General features: G+C 44.6%; 30 protein-coding genes and 2 pseudogenes. 11 read left to right on the top strand and 21 right to left on the bottom strand.

Annotated features, from left to right (window positions below):
* Position 1: 1 nt before the first annotated feature.
* Positions 2–688, bottom strand: a complete 687-nt coding sequence (locus AC6CIB_RS08965) for a response regulator transcription factor (RefSeq protein WP_498279795.1) — start codon at positions 686–688, stop codon at positions 2–4.
* A gap of 336 nt (positions 689–1,024) precedes the next feature.
* Here AC6CIB_RS08965 and katG point away from each other — a divergent pair, with 336 nt between their 5' ends.
* The gene (katG, locus tag AC6CIB_RS08970; RefSeq protein ID WP_498279797.1) at positions 1,025–3,241 is read left to right on the top strand and encodes a catalase/peroxidase HPI; all 2,217 of its coding nucleotides are present in this window, start codon (positions 1,025–1,027) and stop codon (positions 3,239–3,241) included.
* Between the two features lie 471 nt (positions 3,242–3,712).
* On the opposite strand, the gene AC6CIB_RS08975 is transcribed toward katG, so the two are convergent.
* From AC6CIB_RS08975 to AC6CIB_RS08985, 3 genes are read right to left on the bottom strand one after another with little or no spacing between them, the layout of a single operon-like run.
* Positions 3,713–4,195 carry a DMT family transporter gene (locus tag AC6CIB_RS08975; protein ID WP_498279799.1) on the bottom strand — a complete coding sequence of 161 codons (483 nt, stop codon included), beginning with the start codon at positions 4,193–4,195 and terminating at the stop codon, positions 3,713–3,715.
* A 12-nt stretch (positions 4,196–4,207) separates the two neighbouring features.
* Positions 4,208–4,903: a Crp/Fnr family transcriptional regulator gene (locus AC6CIB_RS08980; RefSeq protein WP_498279801.1), complete on the bottom strand. Its 696-nt coding sequence runs from the start codon at positions 4,901–4,903 to the stop codon at positions 4,208–4,210.
* A 16-nt stretch (positions 4,904–4,919) separates the two neighbouring features.
* Positions 4,920–5,345, bottom strand: a complete 426-nt coding sequence (locus AC6CIB_RS08985) for a DMT family transporter (protein WP_498279803.1) — start codon at positions 5,343–5,345, stop codon at positions 4,920–4,922.
* Between the two features lie 237 nt (positions 5,346–5,582).
* On the opposite strand from AC6CIB_RS08985, the gene AC6CIB_RS08990 reads away from it, so the two are divergent.
* The gene (locus tag AC6CIB_RS08990; RefSeq protein WP_498279805.1) at positions 5,583–6,131 is read left to right on the top strand and encodes a DUF3231 family protein; all 549 of its coding nucleotides are present in this window, start codon (positions 5,583–5,585) and stop codon (positions 6,129–6,131) included.
* Between the two features lie 666 nt (positions 6,132–6,797).
* Here the strand turns inward: AC6CIB_RS08990 and AC6CIB_RS08995 are convergent.
* Entirely contained in the window at positions 6,798–7,136 is a 339-nt protein-coding gene (locus AC6CIB_RS08995) for a hypothetical protein (protein WP_498279807.1), read from the bottom strand.
* Between the two features lie 518 nt (positions 7,137–7,654).
* Positions 7,655–7,816 carry a hypothetical protein gene (locus AC6CIB_RS09000; protein ID WP_498279809.1) on the bottom strand — a complete coding sequence of 54 codons (162 nt, stop codon included), beginning with the start codon at positions 7,814–7,816 and terminating at the stop codon, positions 7,655–7,657.
* A 140-nt stretch (positions 7,817–7,956) separates the two neighbouring features.
* On the opposite strand from AC6CIB_RS09000, the gene ahpC reads away from it, so the two are divergent.
* The 6 genes from ahpC (at position 7,957) to AC6CIB_RS09030 (ending at position 14,711) form a co-directional block, all read left to right on the top strand.
* The gene (gene ahpC / locus AC6CIB_RS09005) at positions 7,957–8,520 is read left to right on the top strand and encodes an alkyl hydroperoxide reductase subunit C (RefSeq protein ID WP_498279811.1); all 564 of its coding nucleotides are present in this window, start codon (positions 7,957–7,959) and stop codon (positions 8,518–8,520) included.
* Positions 8,521–8,532: 12 nt separating this feature from the next.
* A complete protein-coding gene (ahpF, locus tag AC6CIB_RS09010; RefSeq protein ID WP_498280545.1) occupies positions 8,533–10,059 on the top strand; it encodes an alkyl hydroperoxide reductase subunit F in 1,527 nt (508 codons plus the stop codon).
* A gap of 271 nt (positions 10,060–10,330) precedes the next feature.
* Complete coding sequence (locus AC6CIB_RS09015; protein ID WP_498279813.1) at positions 10,331–10,762, top strand: CBO0543 family protein; 432 nt, start codon at positions 10,331–10,333, stop codon at positions 10,760–10,762.
* Between the two features lie 325 nt (positions 10,763–11,087).
* Positions 11,088–12,494, top strand: a complete 1,407-nt coding sequence (locus AC6CIB_RS09020; RefSeq protein ID WP_498279815.1) for a spore germination protein — start codon at positions 11,088–11,090, stop codon at positions 12,492–12,494.
* A 31-nt stretch (positions 12,495–12,525) separates the two neighbouring features.
* A complete protein-coding gene (locus AC6CIB_RS09025) occupies positions 12,526–13,620 on the top strand; it encodes a GerAB/ArcD/ProY family transporter (protein WP_498279817.1) in 1,095 nt (364 codons plus the stop codon).
* The gene (locus tag AC6CIB_RS09030) at positions 13,617–14,711 is read left to right on the top strand and encodes a Ger(x)C family spore germination protein (RefSeq protein ID WP_498279819.1); all 1,095 of its coding nucleotides are present in this window, start codon (positions 13,617–13,619) and stop codon (positions 14,709–14,711) included. The genes AC6CIB_RS09025 and AC6CIB_RS09030 overlap by 4 nt, the downstream gene beginning before the upstream one ends.
* A 273-nt stretch (positions 14,712–14,984) precedes the next feature.
* Here the strand turns inward: AC6CIB_RS09030 and AC6CIB_RS09035 are convergent, their stop codons facing one another.
* From AC6CIB_RS09035 to AC6CIB_RS09055, 5 genes and pseudogenes are all read right to left on the bottom strand, one after another.
* On the bottom strand, positions 14,985–15,677 hold the full coding sequence (locus AC6CIB_RS09035) for a Dph6-related ATP pyrophosphatase (RefSeq protein ID WP_498279821.1): 693 nt from the start codon (positions 15,675–15,677) through the stop codon (positions 14,985–14,987).
* Positions 15,678–15,832: 155 nt separating this feature from the next.
* Positions 15,833–16,045, bottom strand: a complete 213-nt coding sequence (locus tag AC6CIB_RS09040) for a hypothetical protein (RefSeq protein ID WP_498279823.1) — start codon at positions 16,043–16,045, stop codon at positions 15,833–15,835.
* A gap of 58 nt (positions 16,046–16,103) precedes the next feature.
* Positions 16,104–16,565: pseudogene (locus tag AC6CIB_RS09045) on the bottom strand (DUF5412 domain-containing protein).
* 324 nt (positions 16,566–16,889) lie between these two features.
* Positions 16,890–17,036, bottom strand: coding sequence for a hypothetical protein (locus AC6CIB_RS09050; RefSeq protein ID WP_498279825.1), 147 nt, complete (start codon positions 17,034–17,036; stop codon positions 16,890–16,892).
* A 97-nt stretch (positions 17,037–17,133) separates the two neighbouring features.
* Positions 17,134–17,670, bottom strand: coding sequence for a CBO0543 family protein (locus AC6CIB_RS09055; protein ID WP_498279827.1), 537 nt, complete (start codon positions 17,668–17,670; stop codon positions 17,134–17,136).
* Between the two features lie 236 nt (positions 17,671–17,906).
* Here AC6CIB_RS09055 and AC6CIB_RS09060 point away from each other — a divergent pair, with 236 nt between their 5' ends.
* Positions 17,907–18,146: a hypothetical protein gene (locus AC6CIB_RS09060; RefSeq protein WP_498279829.1), complete on the top strand. Its 240-nt coding sequence runs from the start codon at positions 17,907–17,909 to the stop codon at positions 18,144–18,146.
* A 64-nt stretch (positions 18,147–18,210) separates the two neighbouring features.
* On the opposite strand, the gene AC6CIB_RS09065 is transcribed toward AC6CIB_RS09060, so the two are convergent.
* Positions 18,211–18,450 (bottom strand): KGG domain-containing protein, encoded by a 240-nt coding sequence (locus tag AC6CIB_RS09065; protein WP_498280547.1) that lies wholly within the window; start codon positions 18,448–18,450, stop codon positions 18,211–18,213.
* A gap of 322 nt (positions 18,451–18,772) precedes the next feature.
* On the opposite strand from AC6CIB_RS09065, the pseudogene AC6CIB_RS09070 reads away from it, so the two are divergent.
* Positions 18,773–19,966 (top strand): annotated as a pseudogene (locus AC6CIB_RS09070) (MFS transporter).
* Positions 19,967–20,012: 46 nt separating this feature from the next.
* On the opposite strand, the gene AC6CIB_RS09075 reads toward AC6CIB_RS09070, so the two are convergent.
* The 7 genes from AC6CIB_RS09075 to blaOXA form a co-directional block, all read right to left on the bottom strand.
* Positions 20,013–20,471 carry a DinB family protein gene (locus AC6CIB_RS09075; protein WP_498279831.1) on the bottom strand — a complete coding sequence of 153 codons (459 nt, stop codon included), beginning with the start codon at positions 20,469–20,471 and terminating at the stop codon, positions 20,013–20,015.
* 101 nt (positions 20,472–20,572) lie between these two features.
* Positions 20,573–21,067, bottom strand: coding sequence for a hypothetical protein (locus tag AC6CIB_RS09080; RefSeq protein ID WP_498279833.1), 495 nt, complete (start codon positions 21,065–21,067; stop codon positions 20,573–20,575).
* A 46-nt stretch (positions 21,068–21,113) separates the two neighbouring features.
* Positions 21,114–21,302: a small membrane protein YnzI gene (gene ynzI / locus AC6CIB_RS09085; RefSeq protein ID WP_498279835.1), complete on the bottom strand. Its 189-nt coding sequence runs from the start codon at positions 21,300–21,302 to the stop codon at positions 21,114–21,116.
* A gap of 274 nt (positions 21,303–21,576) precedes the next feature.
* The gene (locus AC6CIB_RS09090; RefSeq protein WP_498279837.1) at positions 21,577–21,837 is read right to left on the bottom strand and encodes a hypothetical protein; all 261 of its coding nucleotides are present in this window, start codon (positions 21,835–21,837) and stop codon (positions 21,577–21,579) included.
* A 10-nt stretch (positions 21,838–21,847) separates the two neighbouring features.
* Positions 21,848–22,237: a GNAT family N-acetyltransferase gene (locus AC6CIB_RS09095; RefSeq protein ID WP_498280549.1), complete on the bottom strand. Its 390-nt coding sequence runs from the start codon at positions 22,235–22,237 to the stop codon at positions 21,848–21,850.
* 288 nt (positions 22,238–22,525) lie between these two features.
* Positions 22,526–22,720 (bottom strand): hypothetical protein, encoded by a 195-nt coding sequence (locus AC6CIB_RS09100; RefSeq protein ID WP_498279839.1) that lies wholly within the window; start codon positions 22,718–22,720, stop codon positions 22,526–22,528.
* A 40-nt stretch (positions 22,721–22,760) separates the two neighbouring features.
* On the bottom strand, positions 22,761–23,543 hold the full coding sequence (blaOXA, locus tag AC6CIB_RS09105; RefSeq protein WP_498279841.1) for a class D beta-lactamase: 783 nt from the start codon (positions 23,541–23,543) through the stop codon (positions 22,761–22,763).
* A gap of 143 nt (positions 23,544–23,686) precedes the next feature.
* Here blaOXA and AC6CIB_RS09110 point away from each other — a divergent pair, with 143 nt between their 5' ends.
* Positions 23,687–25,063: an aminotransferase-like domain-containing protein gene (locus AC6CIB_RS09110; protein ID WP_498279843.1), complete on the top strand. Its 1,377-nt coding sequence runs from the start codon at positions 23,687–23,689 to the stop codon at positions 25,061–25,063.
* A gap of 319 nt (positions 25,064–25,382) precedes the next feature.
* Here AC6CIB_RS09110 and AC6CIB_RS09115 read toward each other — a convergent pair whose 3' ends face one another.
* Entirely contained in the window at positions 25,383–25,757 is a 375-nt protein-coding gene (locus AC6CIB_RS09115; RefSeq protein ID WP_498279845.1) for a hypothetical protein, read from the bottom strand.
* Positions 25,754–26,290: an acyl-CoA thioesterase gene (locus tag AC6CIB_RS09120; protein ID WP_498279847.1), complete on the bottom strand. Its 537-nt coding sequence runs from the start codon at positions 26,288–26,290 to the stop codon at positions 25,754–25,756. The genes AC6CIB_RS09115 and AC6CIB_RS09120 overlap by 4 nt, the downstream gene beginning before the upstream one ends.
* Positions 26,291–26,386: the final 96 nt, after the last annotated feature.

Below are 26,386 nucleotides of genomic sequence, written 5' to 3' on the forward strand. Positions count from 1 at the left end.
ATCAATCACCTGCCTTATATCCCATACCGCGAACGGTCTTGATGATCGTTGGTCGCTGCGGATGGTCCTCCAACTTCTCACGCAGCCTCTTGATATAAACGGTCAACGTGTTATCATTGACAAAATCACCGGCCACGTCCCAAATCCGATCAAGGAGCTGAGCCCTCGTCAGCACCTGGCCGACATGATTCGCAAAGATGAGGAGAAGTCGATATTCCAAAGCGGTCAATAATACCTCGTCACCATTCTTATACACTTTGCCCTCCAACGTGTTAATTCGGATATCCTCAATATCCATCCACACGTTTGCCTGTACCGGCTGTTTATGATACCGCCGGAGCACCGATCGGATACGGGATAGCAGCTCACGGACCCGGAACGGTTTGGTGATATAATCATCCGCTCCCATATCCAGCCCCATCACGACGTTCACTTCGTCATCAAGCGCTGTCAAAAAGATCACCGGCTTATCGTCCCGCTTCTTCACCATCTCACACAAATCATAGCCACTTCCATCAGGAAGCGACAAATCAAACAAACATAAATCGATTTCCCCTAGCCGATCATCAATCATAGCTTTTGCAGACTCCGCATCATAACAAAGAATCGTCTCATATTCCTCTTGGCGCAACGAATACTCCAAACCAGCTGCAATCGTCCGATCATCCTCCACCAACAACACTTTCATATACATACACCCTAACCTTCATTCATTTCTGTCAACACATTTTATCATGGAAGAGGGATGCAGGGACAAGTTTCGGTCAACCGATTCATTCCCTTATCCTGGAGATCTGTTTCATTTCAAGTTATTCCCCGTCGGTTTACTCTTATTCTATAAGGAGCCTTCTACTTGATACAATTCCTATTAAAAAAGAGTCGATTCAACACTTCCCACTTTGAATCAGACTCCCGGTCCACTATAATATAAGTAAGAATTATCATAATAGTCTAACTTTTTACCTCTAGCAAATTGTCATGGTTTATTCGACCAAGTGTCCCATATCTGAAAGGAGAATGGTAAATGGAAAACAACAATCGCCCAGATCAAAAGGAACACACAGCAGCATCGGGCCAGTGCCCTGTCACCCATCATAAGGATAGCGCCATCACAACGACGACGGCTCCTGGTGGTACGACGAATAAAGACTGGTGGCCGAACATGCTGAACCTCGGCATCCTTCGCCAGCACGACAGGAAATCGAATCCAATGGGGGAAGACTTCAATTATAAGGAAGAATTCTCGAAGCTGGATTACGATGCCCTGAAGCAGGATCTTCACAATCTGATGACAGACAGTCAAGGCTGGTGGCCGGCTGACTATGGTCACTATGGTCCATTCTTCATCCGGATGTCTTGGCACGCAGCAGGTACATACCGGGAAACGGACGGACGCGGAGGCGGTTCATCAGGTTCACAGCGCTTTGCTCCGCTCAACAGCTGGCCGGATAACGTCAATCTTGATAAAGCCCGCCGTCTGTTATGGCCGATCAAACAAAAGTATGGGAATAAGATTTCCTGGGCGGACCTGCTTGTGTTGACAGGTAACGTTGCCCTTGAATCCATGGGTTTGAAGACATTCGGATTCGGTGCAGGACGTGAAGACATTTGGCATCCTGAGGAAGATGTGTATTGGGGTAATGAGAAGGAATGGCTTGCTGACAACCGCTATTCAGGCGACCGTGAACTTGAAAATCCACTCGCTGCCGTCCAGATGGGTCTGATCTACGTCAATCCGGAAGGCCCGAATGGTGAACCAGATCCACTGGGAAGTGCCCGTGATATCCGCGACACATTCGGACGCATGGGGATGAATGACTATGAAACTGTCGCCCTTATCGCAGGCGGTCACACATTCGGGAAGGCCCATGGAGCTGGCGACGCTTCTCTTGTTGGTGACGATCCGGAAGCGGCGGAAATGGAAAATCAAGGGTTTGGCTGGATCAGCTCATATGGAAGCGGGAAAGGCCGCGACACGATTTCAAGTGGTGTCGATGGTGCCTGGACGACGAATCCTACCCAATGGGATAACGGCTACTTCGACCTCCTGTTCGGCTATGAGTGGGAGAAAACGAAGAGCGCGGCAGGTGCATCCCAATGGGCACCCGTCGGCATGACGGAAGAACATATGGCACCTGATGCCGAAGATCCATCCATCAAAGTGAAGACGATGATGACGACTGCTGATATGGCCCTACGCATGGATCCGGATTATGAAAAAATTTCACGTCGTTTCCATGAGAATCCGGAAGAGTTTGCCGATGCCTTCTCCCGTGCTTGGTTCAAATTGCTACACCGTGACATGGGTCCGAAAGCAAGATACTGGGGTCCAGAGGTTCCGAAAGAAGAGCTGATCTGGCAGGATCCGGTTCCTGCGGTGGATTATGATCTTTCTGATAGCGAAGTGGCTTCTTTGAAGGAAAAGATCATGAACACAGGCTTAACCGTGAGCGAACTGGTGAAAACCGCATGGGCATCCGCCAGCACGTACCGTGGTTCCGATATGCGCGGAGGCGCGAACGGTGCCCGTATCCGCCTCGCTCCTCAGAAAGACTGGGAAGCGAACGAACCGGAGCAGCTTGAGAAAGTCCTTGGCGTTTACGAAGGCCTTCAAAGCAAGCTCGATAAAAAAGTCAGCCTGGCAGATCTGATTGTTTTAGGCGGAAACGCAGCCATCGAAAAAGCCGCAAAAGACGCAGGCTTCGATGTAACCGTTCCATTCTCACCTGGCCGCGGTGACGCATCAGCCGAACAGACTGACGCTGAGAACTTCGGTGTATTGGAGCCGGTATCAGACGGATTCCGTAACTACCAGAAGCAGAAATACGCTGTCAGCCCGGAAGAAATGCTTGTGGATAAAGCACAGCTACTCGGCCTGACTGCGCCGGAAATGACCGTTCTCCTCGGAGGCATGCGTGTCCTTGGCGCCAACCACGGTGGCACGGATCATGGGGTTTTCACCGATCGCGTCGGTGTATTGACCAACGACTTCTTCGTGAACCTGTTGGATATGGGCATCGAGTGGAAACCAGCCGGCTTCAATCAATATGAAGGCCGCGACCGCAAGACGGGTGAAGTGGTGCGCACGGCCTCACGATTTGACCTGGTGTTTGGTTCCAACTCTGTGCTTCGTGCTCTAGCAGAAGTGTATGCGCAAGATGACAATCGAGAGAAATTTATCCGTGACTTTGTTGCCGCTTGGGTGAAAGTGATGGATGCGGATCGGTTCGATTTGAGATAAACTTAACACGCCTCATCCCTGTTGGGATGAGGCGTGTTTTTTCACATGATTCTCCTGCCTATGAAAGCAGTTAAAGTATCCTTTTCGCTCCCCCTGGATGTGCAAAGATTTTTCGACAAAAGGATCATAAAATGAAAAAAGGGATCATAAATCAAAATTCCGGTTCATAAATAGCCGAAAGCGGATCATAAATGGTTATTTTGGATCATAAGGAGCGAAAACCGGGTCATAAAACTGAAAGAGGCTCCTATTTAAAATAGATATACCCTTGAAATGACTCTAAACCTCAACAACAGAACACTTTTCAAACTTATTTGATAAAAACCATCATGATTCCCATCCAAAAGCAGTATTTTCTTTCAAAATGCGGCATAGGAATCTGAATCTTTCTCATGCAGCTCCCCTATCTCCAATAAAAAAGGTCTCTCCCAGCAATCACTAGGAAGAGACCTACTTTTTAAGCGGAAACCATCAAGCCCCCACTCTCTCACGTTCACGTACAACATCCTCTTTCTCATCCGTCCGCTTCTCCAACTTATAAACCAACACCCCACCAATCAACAATCCAATCCCAAGCATCTTCTCCCAGGAAAGGGCAGACGGTTCAAACCCGAACCATCCACCTGTATTGACGATAAATGCGATGGTGATTTGAGAAATAAGCGCGATCGAGATCGCATACGCCGGTCCGATCAACGTGACTCCCCTCATCAGGAAGAACACGATTCCGACTCCGAACACCCCGCTGAACAGAAAGACGGGATTAACCCCGCTGAAGTCCAGTAGACTTTTATCTTCCATTGTATAGAATACCGGCAGTGAACAGACAAGACCAAGGCCGAGGACCAGGCTCGTCGTTGCCCATGGGCCTGTTTTTTCACTGACTCGTGCATTGAAGACATTTTGCAAACTGATTAAAATTCCTGCGATGATGGCTAATCCGATTCCGATCATTTGAGACCCTCCTTATTCATAGATGTTTCCTTTCGCAAGGATGCTGAGTTTTTCAAGATCTTTGATGGTGATGGAACCGTTGACCCGCTCGATGAGGTCGTCCGTTGCCATCTTCTTTAGTACCCGGTTCAGGTGACGGTAGCTGGTGCCGATCCATTCGGCGAGCTCCATGAGATTGGACGTATGCATTTCCTGATGGAACATGGTCCCTTCGCCCGCTTCTGAAATGGATAGCAAATAGCTCGCTAATCGTACTTCGACGGGATACAGCATGTGCATGCTCGTCGCATGGGATTCTGTGTAAAACTTATGAGCCACCGTATCAAACAAGAATCGGATGATGGCCGGATGCTCCTTTTCAAGCCTTGCCAGGTCCGTGAATGGCACGGATAGGAACATCCCGTCCGTGACGGCTTCCACCGAATTGATGACCGCACTGCCTTTCGCATATTCCACATCCCCGATCAGAGCAAGGGGACGCTTGAACCGGTTGATCAATAGTTTCCCGTCAGGTGTATGGGTGAAGATCTTGATTTTCCCCTCCATGAGGAAGTACAGTTCAGTGAGCTCTTCCCCCGTCGAAAATAAGACATCCCTTTTTTCAAAAGAATACATCTTGATATGCTTTCTGAAATGGTCTGGAAATAACTCATCCAGCTCGTATTGTTTTATATAATGGTCTGGTTCCGCGCATTGTATTTCTCTCATCGTTTGACTCCTTCTTCTACAATTGGAAAAGGATGACCCCTGCAAGCATCATCGTCAGTCCGACAGCCTGCCTCAGTGTAACCGGGATCTTCTTTTCCCCGAACCATCCCCGTGATTCAATGAGGAATGCCGTCCCGATCTGTGCCACGAGAAGGATCGCAATGGCCGATGCCGGGCCGATCATGTGAATCGCCGTCAGTTCCGAGAACACCACGATCACACCGAACGATCCCCCGATCAAATACAGGAACGGCACCTGCCTGAAGCTCTTTCCTTTTCCATCTCTTACTTTCATATATATCGTCACCGCAATCGTAAAGGCAACAAGATGAACCATCGAAGTCGTATGCCACCCGCCGATCGCGTCACTCATCCTTGCATTGAATATCCCCTGCATGGTGATACAAAGTCCCCCAAGCAGCGCAAATAAAGCACCTTTCATCGTTCATCCTCCTATTCTTTGTTCTATTAAATAGGAGGACTGATTTTTGTGAAAGGACATATGTCCTAAGGGTTGCCGATTTTGTGATTTGGTAAACCATGGTGCCAAGGGGACAGGTACCGTGGCTACTTTCGAAGCACCGAGACAATTTTCCCCTGGTCATTTCCTCAAATGAAGTACAACAGATTAAAAGGATGAAACTTGGGAACAATGGTAGTAAAAAAAGGATGAAAATAAATGCAGAATCTCTTTGAAACCGCTTTTGATTACTTACGAACAACCTTTGATACGGAACCAAAGGCACCTCCACATATCGGTGAAGCGATGGGCTGTTGGATCTATTTCACTGCCTTGGCAGAAGAAGTACCTGTCCTCGAAGCTTCATTAAATACAACGACAGACAACGAATTAATCCAACTCATTAACAAATCAAAGAATCTTGGGGAACACCAATTGAAAATACTTCGACAATTCATGGTTGAAGAAGGGATACCCCTATCGCAAATTTCAGAAACCAGACCTAAATCTGACCCCAACAGTATTCCCTTAGGGGCAAAAATGACAGATGATGAAATCGCTAACTTTATTTCCATTAAAATTGCCACGAATGTAGTGATGTGTGCCACAAACATGAGCCAAAGCATTCGTACTGATATTAGTCTCATGTGGGCGCGATTTCAGTCTGAAAAAATGGTGCTTGGTATGGAACTGAAAACAGCTATGCGAAAAAGAGGGTGGCTAAAGGTACCACCGTACTATTATCCTCCAGGCGCACCTAAAAATTAGGAAGCACACTCATATGAAAAGAAGCTGAAGATCCCCTTCCTGATCTTCAGCTTTTGTAGCTTATTCTCCCTTAGATGAAAGAAACTCATGGAATATTTCATGAGATGAAAAAAGGCACAAGGGGAAAGGTACCTTGTCCCACTTTGACCAACCTATATTTTACAAGAAAGTAATGACTGAAAAAAAGTCAATCAAAACCGCTATAACTTCTCAGAAATCAAAGTAGAAGCAACTGATAAAATCATTGAAACTTAATAAGATTGTGGGATTGATTCCTGAGCTTTAATTCTAGGTACGACCCTTGATTCTCCAGAAATCCATCACCATCAACACCATCGTGATCATAACAATGACATAAAAAATACTGCTATTAATCATTTGCATCACCATTTGAAATCCAACAAACAGCAGCAAAAACGACGTCTTCCAGACCCATTTTATCCTACTTACCTTCTCCTCACTAATACCTTTACTGAATCTGGGGTAATAGATCCCCAAACCGAGTAGGATCAGGATTGTAAATAGATTAATAAAAGGTGTTAAATTTCCAAACAATTTCAATCGACTGATAAAAAATAGAAAATTATTGAATACAAAACTAGCAGGAACAGGTTGAACCTTATTATGTTTGTCATTTTATTCCCCCTAATTTGCCCGGATTACACCTTACCCATGTCTACTTCCTCTTTCCGCTTCCTTCCTCTTCCGGATCAATCCCCCCCACCAAACGATCACATATATATAACCGAACAGAATATATAAAGCCCACAACTCCCCTTTTCCCAGGTGGCTCAGCCATTGCTCCAGTTCATTCTGATTTTCCTCTCGATAAATTCCATTCACAAAGCCGACAACCGGAATGGAAAGGGTGACAAAGAGGGTGACCAACGCGCTCCATATATCCCTTTGTTTTTTTATCGAAAGTACGGCTACTGCAATCGTTAATAAAATGAGAGAGTAATAGAAAAGCCAAAACCATTGTGGCAGGGTTTCTGTAGAATACATGTATCTTCACCTCTTTTGCTTTATGCTTAGAATTCCTCTTCATGCTCTATTTCGACGGTTTGCATACTAATCCTGCACCTCTTCACAAAACTGAGTTTTTTCGACAAAAGGTTCATATCTCGAAATTTCGGATCATAACTGATGGAAACTGGGTCATAAATCCTAATTCCGGATCATAAGTAACGAAAATTGGGTCATAACGTGGGATAAAGTATGATTTTTTAAGTGTGGTTAGTCAAAATCATCTACTTAACCCGTCAATCCACTTCCTTTTTCCGAAAAATTGAACAATAGGATCCTATTTCAGACCAAAAGCAGGGTGAACGTTTCTTCATGATGTTCTGACCCCTGCTACACATGCCATCATTGCGGCCAATTGTTCCATCTCAATTCAGAAATTCTGCTTTCATGAATGAGTCATGATGCCGTAATAATATTCCACATCCTCTAATGCTGTCTGCACTCCTATAAAGATGATCTCGATTTTCCTGGTTCTCGTCGATTGTCATCAGGTGATCTTAATAACCGATTTTCCACGTGAACGTATTTTCTCCTTTTATAATCCTGTACTGATAACCACCCGCTTCTCCTTCCCCTATCACAAATGGTGACGCTGCATAGATATGGACGGGAAGCAGGGTGGAAAGCATTATAAACAGGACCAGCACTCGTTTCTTCAATTCCACCTTCCTTTCTATCAGAACCTCAATCTTTTCCCTTGACAAAAAAACGTATATATATAATAATAAATATCGAATTAGAATTATTATAATCTATTAATGATTCTCAATCACACACATTACTAGGAGGAATTTACACTATGTCATTAATCGGTTCACAAGTCGTACCATTTAAAGCAGAAGCATTCAAAGACGGTGAGTTCATCACTGTGACAGACGAAAGCCTGAAAGGTCAATGGAGCATTTTCTGCTTCTACCCTGCAGACTTCACATTCGTATGCCCGACAGAACTTGAAGACCTTCAAAATAACTATGAAACTCTTAAAGGGCTTGGCGTAGAAGTATATTCAGTTTCTACAGATACTCACTTTACACATAAAGGCTGGCACGACAGCTCTGAAAAAATCGGTAAAATCAAATATGCAATGATCGGTGACCCGTCACAACGCATCACACGCGGTTTCGATGTATTAAATGAAGAAGATGGTCTTGCTGACCGCGGAACATTCATCATCGATCCGGATGGCGTTATCCAGGCAGTTGAAATCAATGCAGGCGGAATCGGCCGCGATGCAGACATTCTAGTAAGCAAAATCAAGGCGGCACAATATGTGCGCAACAACCCAGGCGAAGTTTGCCCGGCTAAATGGCAGGAAGGTTCTGAAACCCTTAAACCAAGCCTTGATCTAGTTGGTAAATTATAAGGAGTGCTGAGAATGCTTGAAGCAGATATAAAAGCACAATTAGAACAATACCTGCAAATGATGGAAGGCGACATCGTCCTGAAAGTCAGTGCGGGCGACGATGACATTTCGAAGGACATGCTGGCTCTTGTCGAGGAGCTCTCTTCCTTGTCATCCAGCATCAGCGTAGAAAAAGCAGAACTGACAAGAACACCAAGCTTCAGCGTGAATCGCCCTGGTGAAGAGACCGGAATCACTTTTGCAGGGATTCCTCTTGGACACGAATTCACATCCCTGGTTCTTGCTCTCCTTCAAGTCAGCGGCAGAGCGCCGAAAGTGGATCAAAGCGTCATTGACCAGATCAAGAGCGTCAAAGGCGAACACCACTTCGAGACGTATGTCAGCCTAAGCTGCCACAACTGCCCTGATGTGGTGCAGGCACTGAACATCATGAGTGTCCTGAACCCGAATATCACGCACACGATGATTGACGGAGCTGTCTTCAAAGAAGAAGTGGAACGCAAGAACGTCATGGCGGTCCCTGCTGTCTACCTGAATGCTGAATTCTTCAGCGGTGGACGCACGACTCTAGAAGAGATTCTTTCTAAAATCGTGGAAGGCCCCGGTGCGGAAGAGCTATCGGATAAAGATCCTTATGACGTCCTTGTCGTCGGTGGTGGACCAGCGGGAGCCAGTGCGGCGATCTATGCTGCGCGTAAAGGAATCCGTACAGGAATCGTCGCGGAACGCTTCGGAGGTCAAGTTCTTGACACAATGAGCATCGAGAACTTCATCAGTGTGAAGCACACGGAAGGACCGAAGCTTGTGGCTAGCCTTGAAGAGCATGTGAAGGACTACGGTATCGATGTCATGAACCTTCAGCGCGCAAGCCGTCTTGAGAAAAAAGACCTTGTTGAGCTAGAGCTTGAAAACGGTGCTGTCCTGAAGAGTAAAAGTCTGATCATCTCGACAGGTGCACGCTGGCGTAACATCGGCGTTCCTGGTGAACAGGAGTTCAAGAACAAAGGAGTGGCGTACTGCCCTCACTGTGACGGACCACTGTTTGAAGGCAAAGATGTCGCTGTCATCGGCGGAGGAAACTCCGGAATCGAAGCAGCCATCGACCTTGCAGGAATCGTCAAGCATGTTACGGTCCTTGAGTTCAATCCTGAACTGAAGGCAGATGACGTCCTGCAGAAACGTCTTCATAGCCTGCCGAACGTCACGGTGCTGACAAACGTCCAGACACAGGAAATCACCGGTACTGATAAGGTAAACGGGATTACCTACACCGATCGTGATACACATGTAGAGCAACACACCGAACTCCAAGGGGTCTTCGTCCAAATCGGTCTCGTTCCAAACACAGACTGGCTCGGCGACCTTGTGGAACGCACGAAATTCGGTGAAATCGTGGTTGATAAACATGGTGCCACCAACGTCCCTGGCGTATTCGCCGCAGGAGACTGTACGGACAGCCCATACAACCAAATCATCATCTCCATGGGATCAGGCGCGAACGCCGCACTAGGCGCATTCGACTACCTTATCCGACATTGATATAAGCTTAAGGTCCGTCCCTCCATCTTGAGGGTCGGACCTTTCTTGTATTCAGGACAGCTTCTTCCGAAACAGACTCCTTACCATTCTCCCTGGCAAATCATCATGAAACCCCAGTCTAGCCAAACCAGGAATAAATCTTAAGTACAATACCGCGAATGAATAAATCACTTATTTCCTCTAATACTACTTAATAATATCATTTCAAATCTATTGGAGTATGGATCGGCAAAAATTTAACCATTTTACACCAAGTGGTCAGGAGGGAAAAATGAGCACCGAACAAAAAGCCCAAAAAATATATGAAACCATGCACCAAACTTACCTAGAAAAATTCCACTTATGGCAAGAAGAAATTGTGTTCGGGTGGCAGTGGTGGATAGGAGTTTTTCTGACAATCATCCCTTGGATCTTATTGGCCAAATACAGCCCCAAAGAGAGCACCTACCGGTTATTATATATCGCCTTTTGTGTCATGGTTATCGCGATTTGGCTGGACAGTATCGGGGTCCAATTGGGATTATGGCATTACAATTATGAGGTTCTTCCCTTCTCCCCCTCTTATAAACCATGGGATATTACACTTATTCCTGTATTAACAATTGTTTTCATTCAAATCAAACCAAATGTAGGTTTCCTTAAAAAAGGGATACTGTATGGTTTTTTGATTTCATTTATAGCAGATCCGCTATTTGTGGAGTGATTTTGTGGTTTATACAGGATGGAAATACATTTATTCATTTCCTATTTATACAGGAATTCATTTCATCTCTCATTATTTAAGCACGAGAAATCACTTTAGTAAGATACAAAAGAAAAGGGACTTTTGATGCTTAGAATCAAACCTCTTGCTATAGAAAAAAGAGGTACAGAAGATCCTTTTCCATTCTTCCCATTGCAATGATCAAGGGGCGAATATCCCTGGCACAGTATTGTCTGTCCCATCGATCCCTTCTTTACCGAACATAAAAAACACCATTTGGGGCAAGAATAAAGGAAACCATAACGGAGTTGCAGGTGAACAATAAATGAGTCCTTCTAATAAGCTGTCAAAAAAAATGGAAGAGAATGTAGAGGTCATTCGATCTGCCCTCTATGAAACAGAAGATTTGAAGACGAGGGATCTCATCTTCCTGAATAAGCCTTGCAAACTCGTCTTTATCGACTCTCTAGTGGATAAAAAGCTGATAGAAAGAAATATTATTGAGCCGCTTCTTGAATGCAAAGAGGAGACTGTCCCGGAATCCGTGATAAAAAATGCGGAGTATAGTAGAACGACCGCTCTTGAAGTGACCGTGAATGGTCTACTCGAGGGGAGCTGTGCCCTGTTATCAGAAGGTGTAAATACCGCCCTCCTGATGCCCGTTTCCGCCGGTGATGATAGGGCCATTCAGGAACCGGAAAATGAACACATCATCAAAGGATCCCATGATGGCTTTACGGAGAATATCAGTAAAAACATCTTCTTAATCAGACGAAGAGTGAAAAACCCTTCGTTACGAATGAAAAATTATACGTTGGGCTCTAAAACAAATACAAAAGCATCGATTGTCTATATTGAAGAACTGGTGGATCATGGTCCATTAGACGTGTTAGTAAAAAGGATAGAAGCGGTGGATGTTGAGGAGATTCAATCTGCGGGGGAACTGGAAGAATTAATTGAAGACAACAGCTATTCTATATTCCCCCAAATATTATCAACTGAAAGACCCGACCGGGCAGCATCCTATTTGTTAGAAGGGAAATCCCTTGTAATCGTGGATGGAACTCCACATGTACTCGTTTCTCCTATTACATTTTTCAGCTTTTATCAGTCACCTGATGACTATAATAGTAGATGGATCATCGGGTCTTTTTTCCGGCTCATACGGATATTCAGCTTTTTGGTGGCCATCTGCTTACCCGCCATTTATATCGCAGTCGTTTCCTTTCATTCAGAAGTTCTGCCCATTGGGATTCAATATGCGATCAGGGTTCAAATTGAATACGTCCCGCTGCCACCATTTTTTGAAGCCATTGCGATGCAGCTTGTGCTGGAACTGTTAAAGGAGGCGGCGATCCGCCTCCCCTCACCAATCGCACAAACAATCGGGATTGTCGGCGGTTTGGTCATCGGGACGGCAATAGTAGAAGCGGGTTTTGTTTCCAACACGATGATCGTAGTCATTGCACTTACTGCCATTGCCTCTTTCGTAGCACCTGTCAACCAAATGGGGACGGGTGCCCGAATCATGGCTTTTCCTATTATGCTCGCTGCCACTTTTTTTGGCTTTTTAGGCATTGTCCTTGCTCTTACAGTATTACTGATACACCTCTGCAGGTTGGAGTCTTTCGGAAAACCTTACTTGGAACCCGTAGCCCCATTACACTTCAAGGGAATTAAAGATTCAATTATCAAAACCAAAAAGAGGAATAACACTTTAAAACAAACGTAGGTAATCCAGAAATGAAAGTGTGGAATAGTCAATGTCACAGACAGGATCCCTAACGAACTGGCAGATATTTTTTCTTATGACCCAAACTCAAGTCGGATTCGCCATTCTTACATTGCCAAATACCTTGCAAAGTACAAGTAAAGGAGACGGCTGGATGTCGGTTCTTTTGGCAGGAGTGGTTCTCCAGCTGTTTCTAGTTATTATCTGGCTATTATTGAGGCGTTTCCCAAATTTAAACTATGCCGAAATCACAATAGTTTTACTGGGGAAATATGTAGGAAGCTTTGTAAATATGATCTTGTATCTTTACTTTATCGTAACTGCATCGTTTGTATTGCTTCGGTATACGTCCATCATAAAAGAACATCTGTTGACGAACACTCCTTTTTGGGTAATCGGATTGCTGATGATGCTTACCTGTACGTACTTAGCCATCAGTGACATTCGAATTATCGCCAGATTCTTTGGGCTCATATCCATTCTTTTTCTTTTCTTATTTGGAATCTCTTTTTTTTCCTTTCTTCTGCCTGTGGACATACACCATATTCTCCCTTTAGGAACCACCGGCATAAAGGAAATTGTCATCGGCAGCAAAGATTGTCTGTTAGCCATTTTAGGATTTGAGGTGATCCTGTTTTTATATCCCCTCGCCTCTAAGAAGGGAACCTCATTCTTAAAAGTCATCACATGGGCCAATGTCTTTGTAACAGGTTTAACTACTTATTTTGTCATTCTTTGCATCATGATTTTCAGTGAATCCGTCCTGAAACAAATTAAATATCCCGTTATCTACTTTTTGCGTCCCCTTTATTTTCAAATGGTAGACCGTGTCGATTTACTTTTTATATCGATATGGATTGTTCCACTGGCAGCATCGATTGTCATCTATATATATCTGGGCAGTAAAAGTCTTTCTTTTTTTAAGGGCAAACCTTATAAACTGGTTTTGATGAATAGCACGTTGATTTTCGTCCTATTTACGATTGCAAAGAAAGATCCCGACTCCCAAAAACTCTATGCCAGCTATGTTGAATATCTGAGCTATGCAGTCGTATTCGCCATTCCATGCATGTTGCTATTGTTTTCTTACCTAGTAAAGAAACGGGAAAAGGAGGTTTCCTATTGAGAAAGATTCCGGTTATTTTCATTGCGATCTTCCTTCTGGCAGGGTGTTGGGACCAAAACCAGCTAAACGACAACAGACTCGTTAACGGGATCAGTTTTGACAAGGCTGAAGAGTCCGATCATATTCTGGGGACAGTCAGGGCGATTAATATACGCAGCGCTGGTGGAGGTAAGTTTGAAGTTAAGGATGAATTTTATGAAACTGAGAACGAAACGGTTACCCAGCTTGCGATGGATCTTCAAAATAAAGTATCCGGGAATATGGATGTTGGAAAAGCATTTATCATTATTGTCGGGGAAGAATTGGCCCAAACCAAGGGCATCACTTCATTAGTAGAGCCGATTCTTCGATCCACTAGGGGATATATCTCCTCGCGAATTGTTATAAGTGAAGGAAAGGGCCATGAAATCTTGTCCTTGAAGCTTGAAGATAGTCCCATTGTTTTCGAGATAGATAATCTGCTTACCGGTGGGACAAAAGGAACATCTATTCCTAAAGAAACAACGTTTACTGCTTGGAATGATATATCAGACAAGACAAATGATGTCTTTCTTCCTTATATTAAAAAAGATCACCAAAACAAGGTGATGCTGGCAGGGTCAGCATTATTTAACGGTGATAAATTCACTGGTGATACACTCACAACAAGCCAAACCTCACTGCTGCTCATATTAAGGAATGAATTGGAAAACAGGGCGCTATTTAGTATAAAATCAGAAGAATTAAGTCAGCCTTTTACCCTTGCCATTGATAATGCCAAGACAAAAATGGATGTCAAGAAAGAAAACGGAAAAGTGACATGCACGATTACCGCTGATCTACAAGCAAGGATTCAAAGCTATTATGAAGAAAAACCTTCTGAGGATCTCAAGAACTTAAATACATTAGCTTCAAAGAAGCTCACGAAAAAAGCAAAAGAACTTACCGATCTTTTAATCAAATCCAATAGTGACGCTTTAGGAATCGCCAAAGAACTCTCCACGAAACATCCTGAATCCTGGAATGCCGAAGCGTGGAAACAGGACTATCAACAAGTGACGATAAAGCCAAAGGTAAACGTTGAGATCCTCGGGTCTAACAATCTTAAGTAAATCATTGCCATTCATTGATTAAGTTTAAAGTCCTATAAATCAGTTCCTTTTTCATGATTTTTACAAATTACCCCTTACAACAAATAGGTTTGCTAGCTTTTTTAAAAAAACCGGCCAATTCCGGGGTTGGCCGGTTTTCCTCATCAAGTGTACTGCACTAAATGATATTTCAATTACTCAGGCCATGCGCATGGCAAAAAATTATTCTTATTTACCATTGGATTAGTTTAAAAAGTAGCCTGTACACTCCATCGTACGCATTGATTTAGAAAGTTATCTTGGTTTAGCTGGTATTAAATCTATGAATAAGAACCTATCCTTTTTAGTGAGATAATCAGGTGTCACCCTTTCTTCCCCTACTACATACTCAACCGAAAACGCAAAGTTAGGACCGTCAAATACAAACGAATGGAATTCCCCATTCTCCCCGCATATATCGTGAGTCTCTTCAGGATAATCCCGTATAAAGGCCTCATCATACACTCTGCCTGCGAAAGATCGATCCAATTGATCCATATCCACACAAGTGAGCACGGTTTGAAACCCGAGGTCAATGAATTCACGGCTCAATTCCCCGACTGGTCGTCCCCAAAGAGGAAAGACCGGAGTGATCCCCGTTCCCGAAAGCATCTTCTCCCTATACTCCCGAACATCCTGAAGGTGAATATCCCCGAAGACCATGTGTGTGACCCCGTCTTCCAACATATCTGACACGGCTCTCTCCATCCGTTCCTGATACATCTCATTCGAACACGCTTGCGGGATCCAGACCTCACGAAGCGGAATCCCGAGCGACTCCGACTGCATCTTTAATAACTCATACCTGACTCCATGAATCGAAACCCGGTCCAAACCTTCCGTCAGGGTCACGAGCAATGAATCAATCTCGTATTCCGGATTTTGTTGAATATTAAATAATGCCAGGGTGGAATCCTTCCCACCGCTGAATGCTATCACTGTTTTCATTTCGACCTCCACTGTTTACGATTTTGTATATCCCTATCAACCAGCTTCATCCTGGCCACTATCTCCATATCAATTATTTCAAAAGCAAGCAATGAACTCAATCATTACTTCACTAAAAAAGCCCATCTGATTTTAGATGAGCCCCCTTAAAGAATTTATTTTATCTTCTTCATTTCCTCAATCATCAAAAAGGTCGAAAACACAATGGTGGCACACAGGAAGAGAATAGCAAAAATCAAAGCCATCATCGCTGAGTTAAACGTTCCACTCGTGATGGGTCCGTCTCCGCTCCAAAGACTTCCACCTAAGAAAATAGTAAACACCAACCCTATCAATAATACTAAAATGGAATAGATAAATTTCTTCATTTAAATCATCCTTTATCTATCATTCATTTCCGGAAGCATCACACCCGTCCCTGCACTTCTATTGATGCCGAAAATCAAACTCCTCGCCAGGCACATTCAACGACACCCCATTGATCACCACCGTATCCCCATCCGTCCACGTAATCTCTTCCTTTTCTTCCCGGTAGTCCCAATAGATATTTTTAGTCTTGTTCTCTTTTTCGTTATATACTAACTCGCCTCTGACAGCATAGGAAGTCGTCGCTCATCCATTCGTTACGTATGCCCGCAATGTGTACTTCCCGTCGGGGGATGATTCTTCTGTCAGATATTCTCCTTTCGGCAGCCTGTTCATATCATAAAAAGCCCAATAGACTGCATATATCCCGAATGCCACGACACACAAACAAAAGATGCCCAATATAGTGAAGACTACTTTCTTTTCGGTTTCTACACCCGGATTTGATCCCATCTTATGTACTCCTTTTGGGAAGCATGGAGACTGCTCTCTTACTTCCGTTACTTTTAAAGTTCTAGTCATTTTCACAGTGAAAATTGACGATTACTCAAAAAAACGTTCCCTGGAACTCATAGGGACAGCTTATATTCTCACTAATCACCAGAAATGCCCCCGTAATTTCTGTCTTTAATAGCCTCCATACCCACTTATCAGCGAATCCATTGGGTACAGTTCATCCTATCCTAAATCCACGATTTCCCTGGCTTGATAATCAATCTGAAAATGCGTCAAGAAACGGCTTAAACGTATGATCGTTCAGCATAACCTCCTTAAGTATGTTACTACCAATTATTTCAAAAGAAAGCCGCGAACTCAATCCCTCATAAATAAAGAGGCTCAACCTATTTAGTCGAGCCCATCATAATACTTCCCAATCTCCCGACCCTGGGCAGAGTATCGTTCATTCCCTTCTAAGAAGAACTCCTCCCCGCAGGACGTATTCGTCACCTGGAATTCATCATATACAATCTCCCCGTCGTCGGATCCGGTCATGCCTCCACCGCCACTATGGTGAATGCAATCATCTTAGAGGAGGGTTCGCTTTCCTTCTTCATCCACATAGAAATACTGACTCTGATTTAGATTAGTCCTACCTCTCCCCTCTAAATACCAACTCGACCACCCACCTGATCAAGTACGAAAGAACGATATAGATGACAAAGGACCACCCAATCTTCCAATGATAGATATGATAAATATGTAACCATTCAAAAACAGGCTCGGCGATAAACGATGCTCCTGCCGAAAGAACGATATTCGCATACAGAAACCCTTTTCCTTTAGGAAAGTATTTATACAAGAGCATATATGTGACAGGGATCAGCGCATAGTCAAAGACATATGCTTTTGGAAGTATGGGGAGTAGCTGTCCCGGATAGCCCCATAAGCCAAGGTCAAACCCCATCCCGTCCAGGTTTGCGGCAACCATGATCCAAATCAATCCAAGAAAAAGAAGCCTCGGCAACTCCTCTCTTTTCGTTAAGCGAAAAAAGATGACCCAGGATAGGATAAAGAGGACGACTATAAACCACCAGCGTGGAGATAGAAAGCAATGGTCCAGCCAATACTGGATGTATTCATGGTTAAGGGCTACATCTTTTTCTCTTATTTGATCATACTCTCGCATACACGTCTCCTATGCTGAAGAATTTTTATAAAAAAGACCCTCTACAAGTTAAGAGGGCAAAGAAAGTTTATGAAGGGTGTTCATTTATAGTCTCTACCAATTAAAGGACCCTTATTCATACATACTTTCAGGTAAGAAACACGACTTTTCTCCCTTACAAGCAACTTATTAGTATGTTAAAATTAGCCAAAATCAGACAGTTTTCTTCCCTTTTTTTTAGAAAGGAGATAAAGATGATGTCAAGAAACTGTGAGCTGCTTACCATTTTGCAGACGCTCCAAACCTTTTCAGATTGTGATATCACCCAGTCATTTTCTAAACATGATGCTGAAGTATTGCTGGTTTCTTACTCCAAGGAATTAAACTCATTCGTCATCACTCAACATGACTCTGAGAAAAGCTATCATGATATCGACTCCGCCTTAGCCTTATTAGAACATGTATTACACTCTAAGCTTCTTATAAATGACCCATAATTCAACTCAAAAAGACCCGTCGTCGATCGACAGGTCTTCTTGAGTTTCAGGAAACCACCGGTGGCTATTTATTGCTGTTGGAATTGCTTGAACTATTGGATCTACTTGAACTGTTGGAGTTATTTGAGTTGCTGGAGTTACTGGACTGGCTTCCGCCTTTCGCTCCAATTTCCTGATAGAATTTCTTGTCATGATTTTCTGAGGTTGCTTCTCCACCCTTTTCTCCGATCTCTTGGTAGAATTCTTTGTCATGGTTCTTAGCCGTTTGTTCGCCGCCTTTACGACCAGCTTCTTCGTAACTCATTTTGTTGCCGTTATTATTGTTGTTACTGTTGCTATTGTTGTTACTGTTGCTATTGTTGTTACTGTTGTTACTGTTGCTATTGTTTGCCATAAATAAAATCCTCCTTAAGTGTAGTAAAGTGGTGTTGTACGTTTGTACATTGGTTATATACCTCCATGAGATAAGAATCAAACAGAAAAAGGGGGTTTTTAACATTTTTGTAATTTAATTTATACAGGAGGATTGGCAGGATGATTCATGCATCCTTACTATTAGAAGTGCTTTCAGAAGAAGTGTACGATGAAGGGATCAAAGAGGATAAGTATAAAAGGCGTCTTGCTACATGGATTACATCAAACGGGGAACACCGGACTTCAAAAATGCAAACCTGGCCCTGTTTGCAGGCGGATTCAGCACCTTTGCCATCCTGTGGGGAACACAGCCCCTGCTTCCGGACATTGCTAGTGAGTTCGATATCTCACCAGCCACCTCAAGTCTAAGCCAGTCGTCCACCACGATTGCCCTGGCCATCAGTCTATTAATCGCAGGTTCGTTATCCGATGTCTATGGAAGAAAATCCGTCATGACTTTTTCATTACTGGCATCTTCCATTCTTGCCGTTTGTACAGGATTTGCATCAGGCTTCCATATGCTCGTCGTTGGCCGGATCCTGCAGGGGATTACACTCGCCGGGCTTCCCGCTGTCGCCATGGCTTACCTGGGTGAGGAAATCGAAGCGAAGAGTCTCGGGATGGCCATGGGGTTGTATATAAGCGGAAACTCCATCGGGGGAATGTCCGGTCGGATCATCAGCGGCGTCCTTACCGATTATTTCAGCTGGCATATTGCCTTGATGGGAATCGGAGTCATCAGCCTGCTATCAAGCATCATCTTCCTTGTGCTCCTTCCCCCGTCTGCCCATTTCAAACCGCAGACATTTCAGCTGAAATCATTGGCCGGATCTCTGTTCATCCAATTCAAAGTGCCGGGACTCACCTATCTCTTCACCATCGGATTTCTACTGATGGGCGGATTCGTGTCCCTCTACAATTACATCGGATTCGAGCTGATCGCACCACTTACTCACTAAGCCAGACCGTCGTCGGCTTTATCTTCATCGTCTATATCGTCGGCACTTTCAGCTCGACCTGGATGGGGATGCTCGCCGATCAGTATGGAAAAAAAAAGAATTCTGCCACTATCGCTAGTCATCATGTTATCCGGGGTCTTCACCACCCTGCATCCGAACCTGTTGGTGAAAATCATCGGGAGCGCCATCTTTACGTACGGGTTCTTCGCCGGTCACTCCATCGCCAGCAGCTGGGTCGGACGCTTAGCCGTCCACGATAAAGCACAGGCCTCTGCCCTCTACCTATCCGCCTATTACGCGGGATCGAGCATCGGCGGTACCGTCAGCGGAAGCTTCTATCACCATTTCGACTGGCCCGGTGTGGTGTGGATGATCGTCACCCTTTCTTTGATCTCGATCGGGATGTCCATGCGGTTGGGGAGAAGGAGCGTGGCGCAAACAAACTAAAGAGGACTTGCCCCAAGTCCTCTTCACTGGTCGGGACGAGAAGAAGTTATCCTTTCACTCCCTCTTTCGAATCCCACGAGCCCTGTAATTTTCTGATATAAAGAATTTGCCCTGCATGGTAAGTGGTATGAATGGTGAGGTGGGCAATGTTAGTCGCCCAGTTATTCAGGTCCGCTTCATCGGACTCTTCAACCGCTTTCTTCCAGTCATCCATCAATTGATCAACCCGCAGTGCCGTCTCATCCCAACTGATACATTCCCTGTTCAAGAACGTACTCTCACCTGTACTCTCTTCATTCTCAATACCTTTCAATCGATTTAAATGGCGTTGATTATAGTAGATGAGATGATGGATGATTTCAGAGATGGAATTGGTGGCTTCATTTGGCTTCCACTTTGCTTGTTCCTCGGTGAGACCGTTAATGGAATTGATCAACGACACAAACCAGGTATTTTCGGTGTGGCAGGCATCCAACTGCATGAGTAATACTTCCTTCGCATTCATCTTTTTCTCCTCCAGTATTTCCATATCACTTATACTTTCAAGATGGAGTGGTGCGTTTCCTCTTTACATATGGATTCTCCATGAAAAAAGATCCACTTTTTTTAAAAAGGGACCTCCACTGTTTCATGAAAAGACAACCCGAAGTACTGATATTCGATCATCACACGATTGACTTCTTCATCATGAAACACATTCACGGCATAAATGGTATCGTCTTTCGTCGCAGCCCCATCGTCCAACTTCCCCATTTGCTCTGAATGAGATGGCCCCGCTTTGATCGATACATCCTCTATGTTCTTGAGTCTTATTTCGTCTGGAAGCTTATCTCGATCATCGTCGGTTATAGAGAAACCTTGTAGGAGATTACTAACCTGCATCCTCGCTTTTTCGGGAGCTTTATCATTATTGACCGTGACTCTCACAACTTGAGCTTCACGGAAACCATGATTGGTTACCTCCACCAGGACGGACGTCCCATTTTCGTTTTGACCAATGACGCCGATTTCGAGTGGCTGATTCCCTCTCAGCCAGAAATAAGCACTCCCTACCATGACAGCAAGCACCAGTAGGACAACTGCAATCCAACGTTTTTTCATCAGTTGATCTCCTTTTTCACAAACGTATAATAGTGCAGACCCTTTATTATCTTCCAAAAAACTCCGGCAGCTGTACGCCAAGATCGAATAATGCGCTCGTCACCAGAAGAATCAGCACCGGGATCACACAGAGAGTCACGATCACCGTCCAGAATTTATGGGAAGAGTCCTCACGCTTTTTCTTCCGGTATAGGTGTTGAACCCGTTTTTGCTTTTCGTGGTTATGTTGGCTCATGTGTTCCTCCTTATCTATCGCCATCTTTGATACTCCAATAAATCTCCGTCTCGTCTCCTGCTTTCACTCTAAAATATTCGCCAGCCCATGATAATAATCCTGTTTTTTCCAAGTACATTAAGTCTCCGTATCTATGTTGGGAGCCGTATATCGGCATAAAAAAACGATCCTATGTGTGGACCGTTTCTATAAGCAGTATGGTTCCCTCCGCATTACAAAAGTGTTCCGAATGAACGACCGCAAGTCTATGGACACTTTTTCATTATGAAGAGATTTAAAACCCGGACCCCCTCAACCCAATCATAAACAGTACAATAAAAATCAAAAACCCAACCGGAAGTACCACCAAAATCGCCGCCGATGCCTTCCTCCAAAATCCCGGCGCACTATACCATGAAGCCAGGACCGAACCGACATATCCTATTCCGATAATCCACACCCACAGATGCCCGATTTGTTTTCCAACGAGAGATTGTAAAATCAAGAAGGTCACAATCAGGATGAAGATCGATACAATGCCAAAGTATTTTCTCATCTTCGTATCCCTAATCCTTCAAACGCCATTCATACTGAATATCCGGCAGATTCTCCTCATTCTCCTGCCCTCTTCCGATGATTTCAAATCCATTCTTTTCATAGAATAATTGGGCATTTTTATTTATTTCAAATGTGTACAGGGTTAAGCGATCACTCGATTGTGCTTTCGCTTTATCCAATAAGATCTGACCGATTCCTAACCCTTGATATTCTGTATGAATGTATAGCTGACCGATTTCCGTTTCATTATAAGCTGCCATTCCCACTACCCTCTCTCCTATTAATGCTAGATCAATATGAAATTGTTCAGGCAGGATACTCGTTAAAAAATAGAGGTGGCTTTCAAAGCTATGTTTTTCTTTTTGGCCAATCGCCCGTTCTTTACTTTCCCTCCACATTTTTACGGTTTCTTCGGCATAGTGGGGTTGAAACGGGATAATCTTGATTTCGGATTTCACCCGTGCACCTCCTTAGGATTTCTTAACACATTCGATCCCTTCTCCGAGCATTATTTTTTATTTCTCAAAATCGTAAATATCAAAAAGGAGATCAGGATTAAAAAGACAATGCCGACCCCACTCAGGATGTCGATGATGCCTCCAGCAAGAAAAATCATCTGAACCCCCCATTCATTCGGATACCCTAATTATTTCAAATATTGGAATCTTTCTCAATCTTTTTGCGGATTACCGTTCGAAGATGTTTGAGAATGCTCCAGTCGAAAACCGCGATATTTCGACAAACGGCTCATATATTGGACTGGAGAAGGACGGATGACTGTTTGGAGCTTCAAGATCCGGTATATATGGACCTCTAAGCTGAAAATTGGACATGTTGGTTCGATTTCGATCAAAATCAAGCTTGATCCGAACTTCAATCATGAAAAGAGCTTACCCTCATATCAGATAAGCTCCCTCATCTTTATTTTCCCGGAATAATCCGCAGCTTTTCCAAAACCTCCACCGTGAGATTCTTCGCTTCTGTTCCGCTTCCGTCCATGTTGACGGCAAATACCCAGTTGCCTTTGTCCGTTTCGACATAGCCCGTGTACCAGCCGAGCCCGAAATCCGATAGCCGGGTACCTGTCTTGCCATGGAGGATATAGTTATCCTGCTCTTCATTGATCATGATGCGTTTCACCGTTCTCATCTGCTGCTTGTCGTAGGGGAGGTTTTCTTCTACAAGACCTTCGAAAAAGTCGGTCTGTTCACGGGCCGATATTTTCAAACTGCTGTCGAGCCAGAAGGAGTCGATGCCTCCTGAGATGTCTTCATTCCCATAGTGCATGAGCTCCAGGTTTTCTTCCATTCTCTCTTTCCCAATATCCCGGGCCATGGACTGATAGTACCAAATCACGGAGTATCTCATACCGGATGCGAGGGTGTGGTCCCTGTTCCAATCGGGAAATTCCCTCACTGTCCCGTCCCATCTTTTCACCTCGTATTCATCCTTGACCGCTCCCGTCTTCAATCCAATCAATGCATGGGGCACTTTATAGGTCGATTCCGGGGTATACCTCCGTTTGCTTCGCGCCTTGTTATAGATGAATTCTTTGTCTGTCTTCAGGTTACGGATGATGATCGTCGCGTCTTTCCCATTTAGCATGTCGGTTATTTCTGTCTGGATATCTGTCTTGGCATCGGCATACGTTCCCCCCATGACAACAAGGGCAACGCTCAGTACAAGTACGGCCATTCGTTTCATTTCGTTCCTCTCCTTTTAATTTCCTAGAATGACAGGCCAATCGTCATGCCTCCCGTTCTTGTTTTCTAGTATACTGACAGGAAAGGAAGGCCCCAACGCCGTTTTTCATAGACTATACCCATACAGATTAGGAGGAGATCCAGATGTCCCCTGCAAAGTTTGAAGAAATCATATGTTACATCGAAGAGCTGGCCGAGTCCGGAGTTCTCAAGCCCGGAAGCCGCCTGCCTTCGATCAGATCCCTCGCTGAACAGTACTCCTGCAGCTTGAATACCGTCATCAAAGCGTACAAAGAATTAGAGTTCAGCCACAAAATTTATGCCGTCAATAAAAGCGGATATTATCTTGTCGAAGACTTTCCTTTCAAGAGGCAGCGCGATGCCACGGTGCCCGTTTATGACTTTTTATCTGCGGGTCCCGATACCCATGCCATGCCCTATCTTGATTACAAGCACTGCATGAACCAGGCAATCGACCGGTACAAAGAGGATATGTTCACCTATTCCGAACTCCTCGGGCTTTTCACCCTCCGACAAGAACTTGCCCGGCACCTGCGGGATCTTCAGGTGTTTGCGGTCCCGGAACGAATCGCCGTGACGACGGGATCCCAGCAGGCCCTTCACATCCTGATCGGCCTTCCCTTCCCCAATGGCAAACAGACCATCTGCACCGAGCAGCCGGCTCATCCGAGTTTCATAGAGTCATTGAAGAATCAACCCGTACGAAGCGTCGGTATTGAAGTCGGCAGGGATGGACTGGACCTTGAGCAGCTCGAGACCCTTTTTAAAAACGATGACATTAAGTTCTTCTATGCCGTATCGAGATTTCATAATCCCACCGGCCACAGCTACACCAACGGGGAAAGAAAGAAAATCGTCGAGCTTGCAGATCGATATGATGTGTACATTGTGGAGGATGATTATATGGGGGACCTGGATCCCGATTTAAAGCAGGATCCCATGTTTGCCTATCAACCGAACGGGAGGGTTATCTATACAAAGAGTTTTTCCAAGACCCTCCTCCCCGGTCTCCGCCTCGGGCTTGCTGTCCTGCCAGAGGAACTGATCGAAGGATTTACCCGGGCCAAATTTGCCTCCGACGTCCACACTCCCGTCATCACCCAGGGAGCCTTGGAGATTTACTTAAAAAACGGGATGTTTGCTACCCATATTGAAAAGATCCGGAAGCTGTATCGGAAAAAAGGAGTTTTGCTTCGTAAGGCTTATCAGACCTTCATGCCGGAGGGGACGATCTATAGATGCCCCGCATCGGGATTCTACTCCACAGTCAGACTTCCTTCCCATTTGAAAGCCAGTAAACTGATTGAACGAGTAAGGGAAAAGAATGTTCTCGCTCAGAGCACGGAATCGATGTATCTACCGGATTGGGAAAGAGAGGACGAGCTCCGTCTCAGTGTGTCGCATGTGGAGGAGAACATGATCGGGGATGGCGTCGAATTGATAGGGAAGACGATTCAAGAAATGGTGGCTGAACGGGAGAAAGGGGTGGTTTGGAGGTAGTGGATCGGGGTCGGAGAATCCTATAAGCTGGGTTATGAATGGATTGCAGTTCTTAATGAAGAGGTTCTTGGTTCTGCCCATTTTGGAAAAGATTTTGACTATGGCTGGGCAGTTTTTTGAACTTTATGACCAGTTTCCTGTTACAACTGAAGCCGGTTCTGCCCTTTTCGAACGGGTATCGCCATCCATGAGCCGGTTCCAGTACTTTTTTAGCCGTTTGTCGAAAAATCTTTCTATTGGAACCACCTCCCCCTTCCCTTTGCCTAGTACCAAACGTACGAAATCCGGAAGAATCCCCTCTCCCGGATTTCCCGCTCCACTATTTAATAATCGTCGACCCCTGCAGCAACTCAGGCTTCGCACCGAGGATCAATAAGAACAATTTCGAATCGCTGACTTGGCGGTGTTTTTTCATAATGTCTATCAACTGAACGATATTCGGGTTCTCTTTCAGCTTCCGGACTTCCTCCTGATAGAGGGATAGGATCGAGTCTCTCACAAACTGCGGCTCATAATTGGGCAAATCCTGATTTCTCAATAATGACCCCATATATCCGTACTTCAATTGTAGTTGTCTCGTCAGGCTTGCGACGTGGACGAGCTGCTCATTCAGTTCTGGGTATTCCTCCTTGAGCGATTCCACATCTTTTTTGGCTTCGTGCAATTCGTTCATTCCTGCTACCATTGTTGTCATGATGCTTCCCCTCCCAAATTCCATGGTTTTTCCAATCCGATGATTTCATTGAGTCGTTTACTTTGTTTCCGGCGGATCCGTCTTCTTTCAGCCCGCTCTTTTCCGGATTCAAAGAGGAATTTCTCTTCTTCTGTTTCCGGTACGATTTCAGCAACCTTGACGGGCTTTTTATTCTCATCGAGTGCCACAAAGGTCAGAAAAGCCGTTGCCGCCATCCTTCTTTCGCCCGTAATCATGTCTTCGGCGATCACTTTGCAGAAGATTTCCATCGATTTATTCCCGACATATGAGACGAAGGATTCCACGCAAACGGAATCCGACTGATGGATCGGGTACAGGAAGTCGATGGAATCCGTTGATGCCGTCACACACTCCTTCACCCGAGCATGACGTCTTGCAGATAATGTCGCATTGTTATCGAGCTTTTTCATCAATACTCCCCCGAACAGGGTATTGTAATTATTTAAATCATTGATCATAACCTGGTCCGTGCTGACGACCAGACTCTCTTTCGGATGCTTTGTTTGTGACATGAAGAACAAGTCCCTTCTTTTGTAAAATGGTTTCTCAAACGTTTGATACCCAAAGTGTACGCCTCGAAGTACGATAAGTGAAATGAATGTTCCTCA

The sequence above is a fragment of the Rossellomorea sp. GQ25 genome (assembly GCF_059758515.1).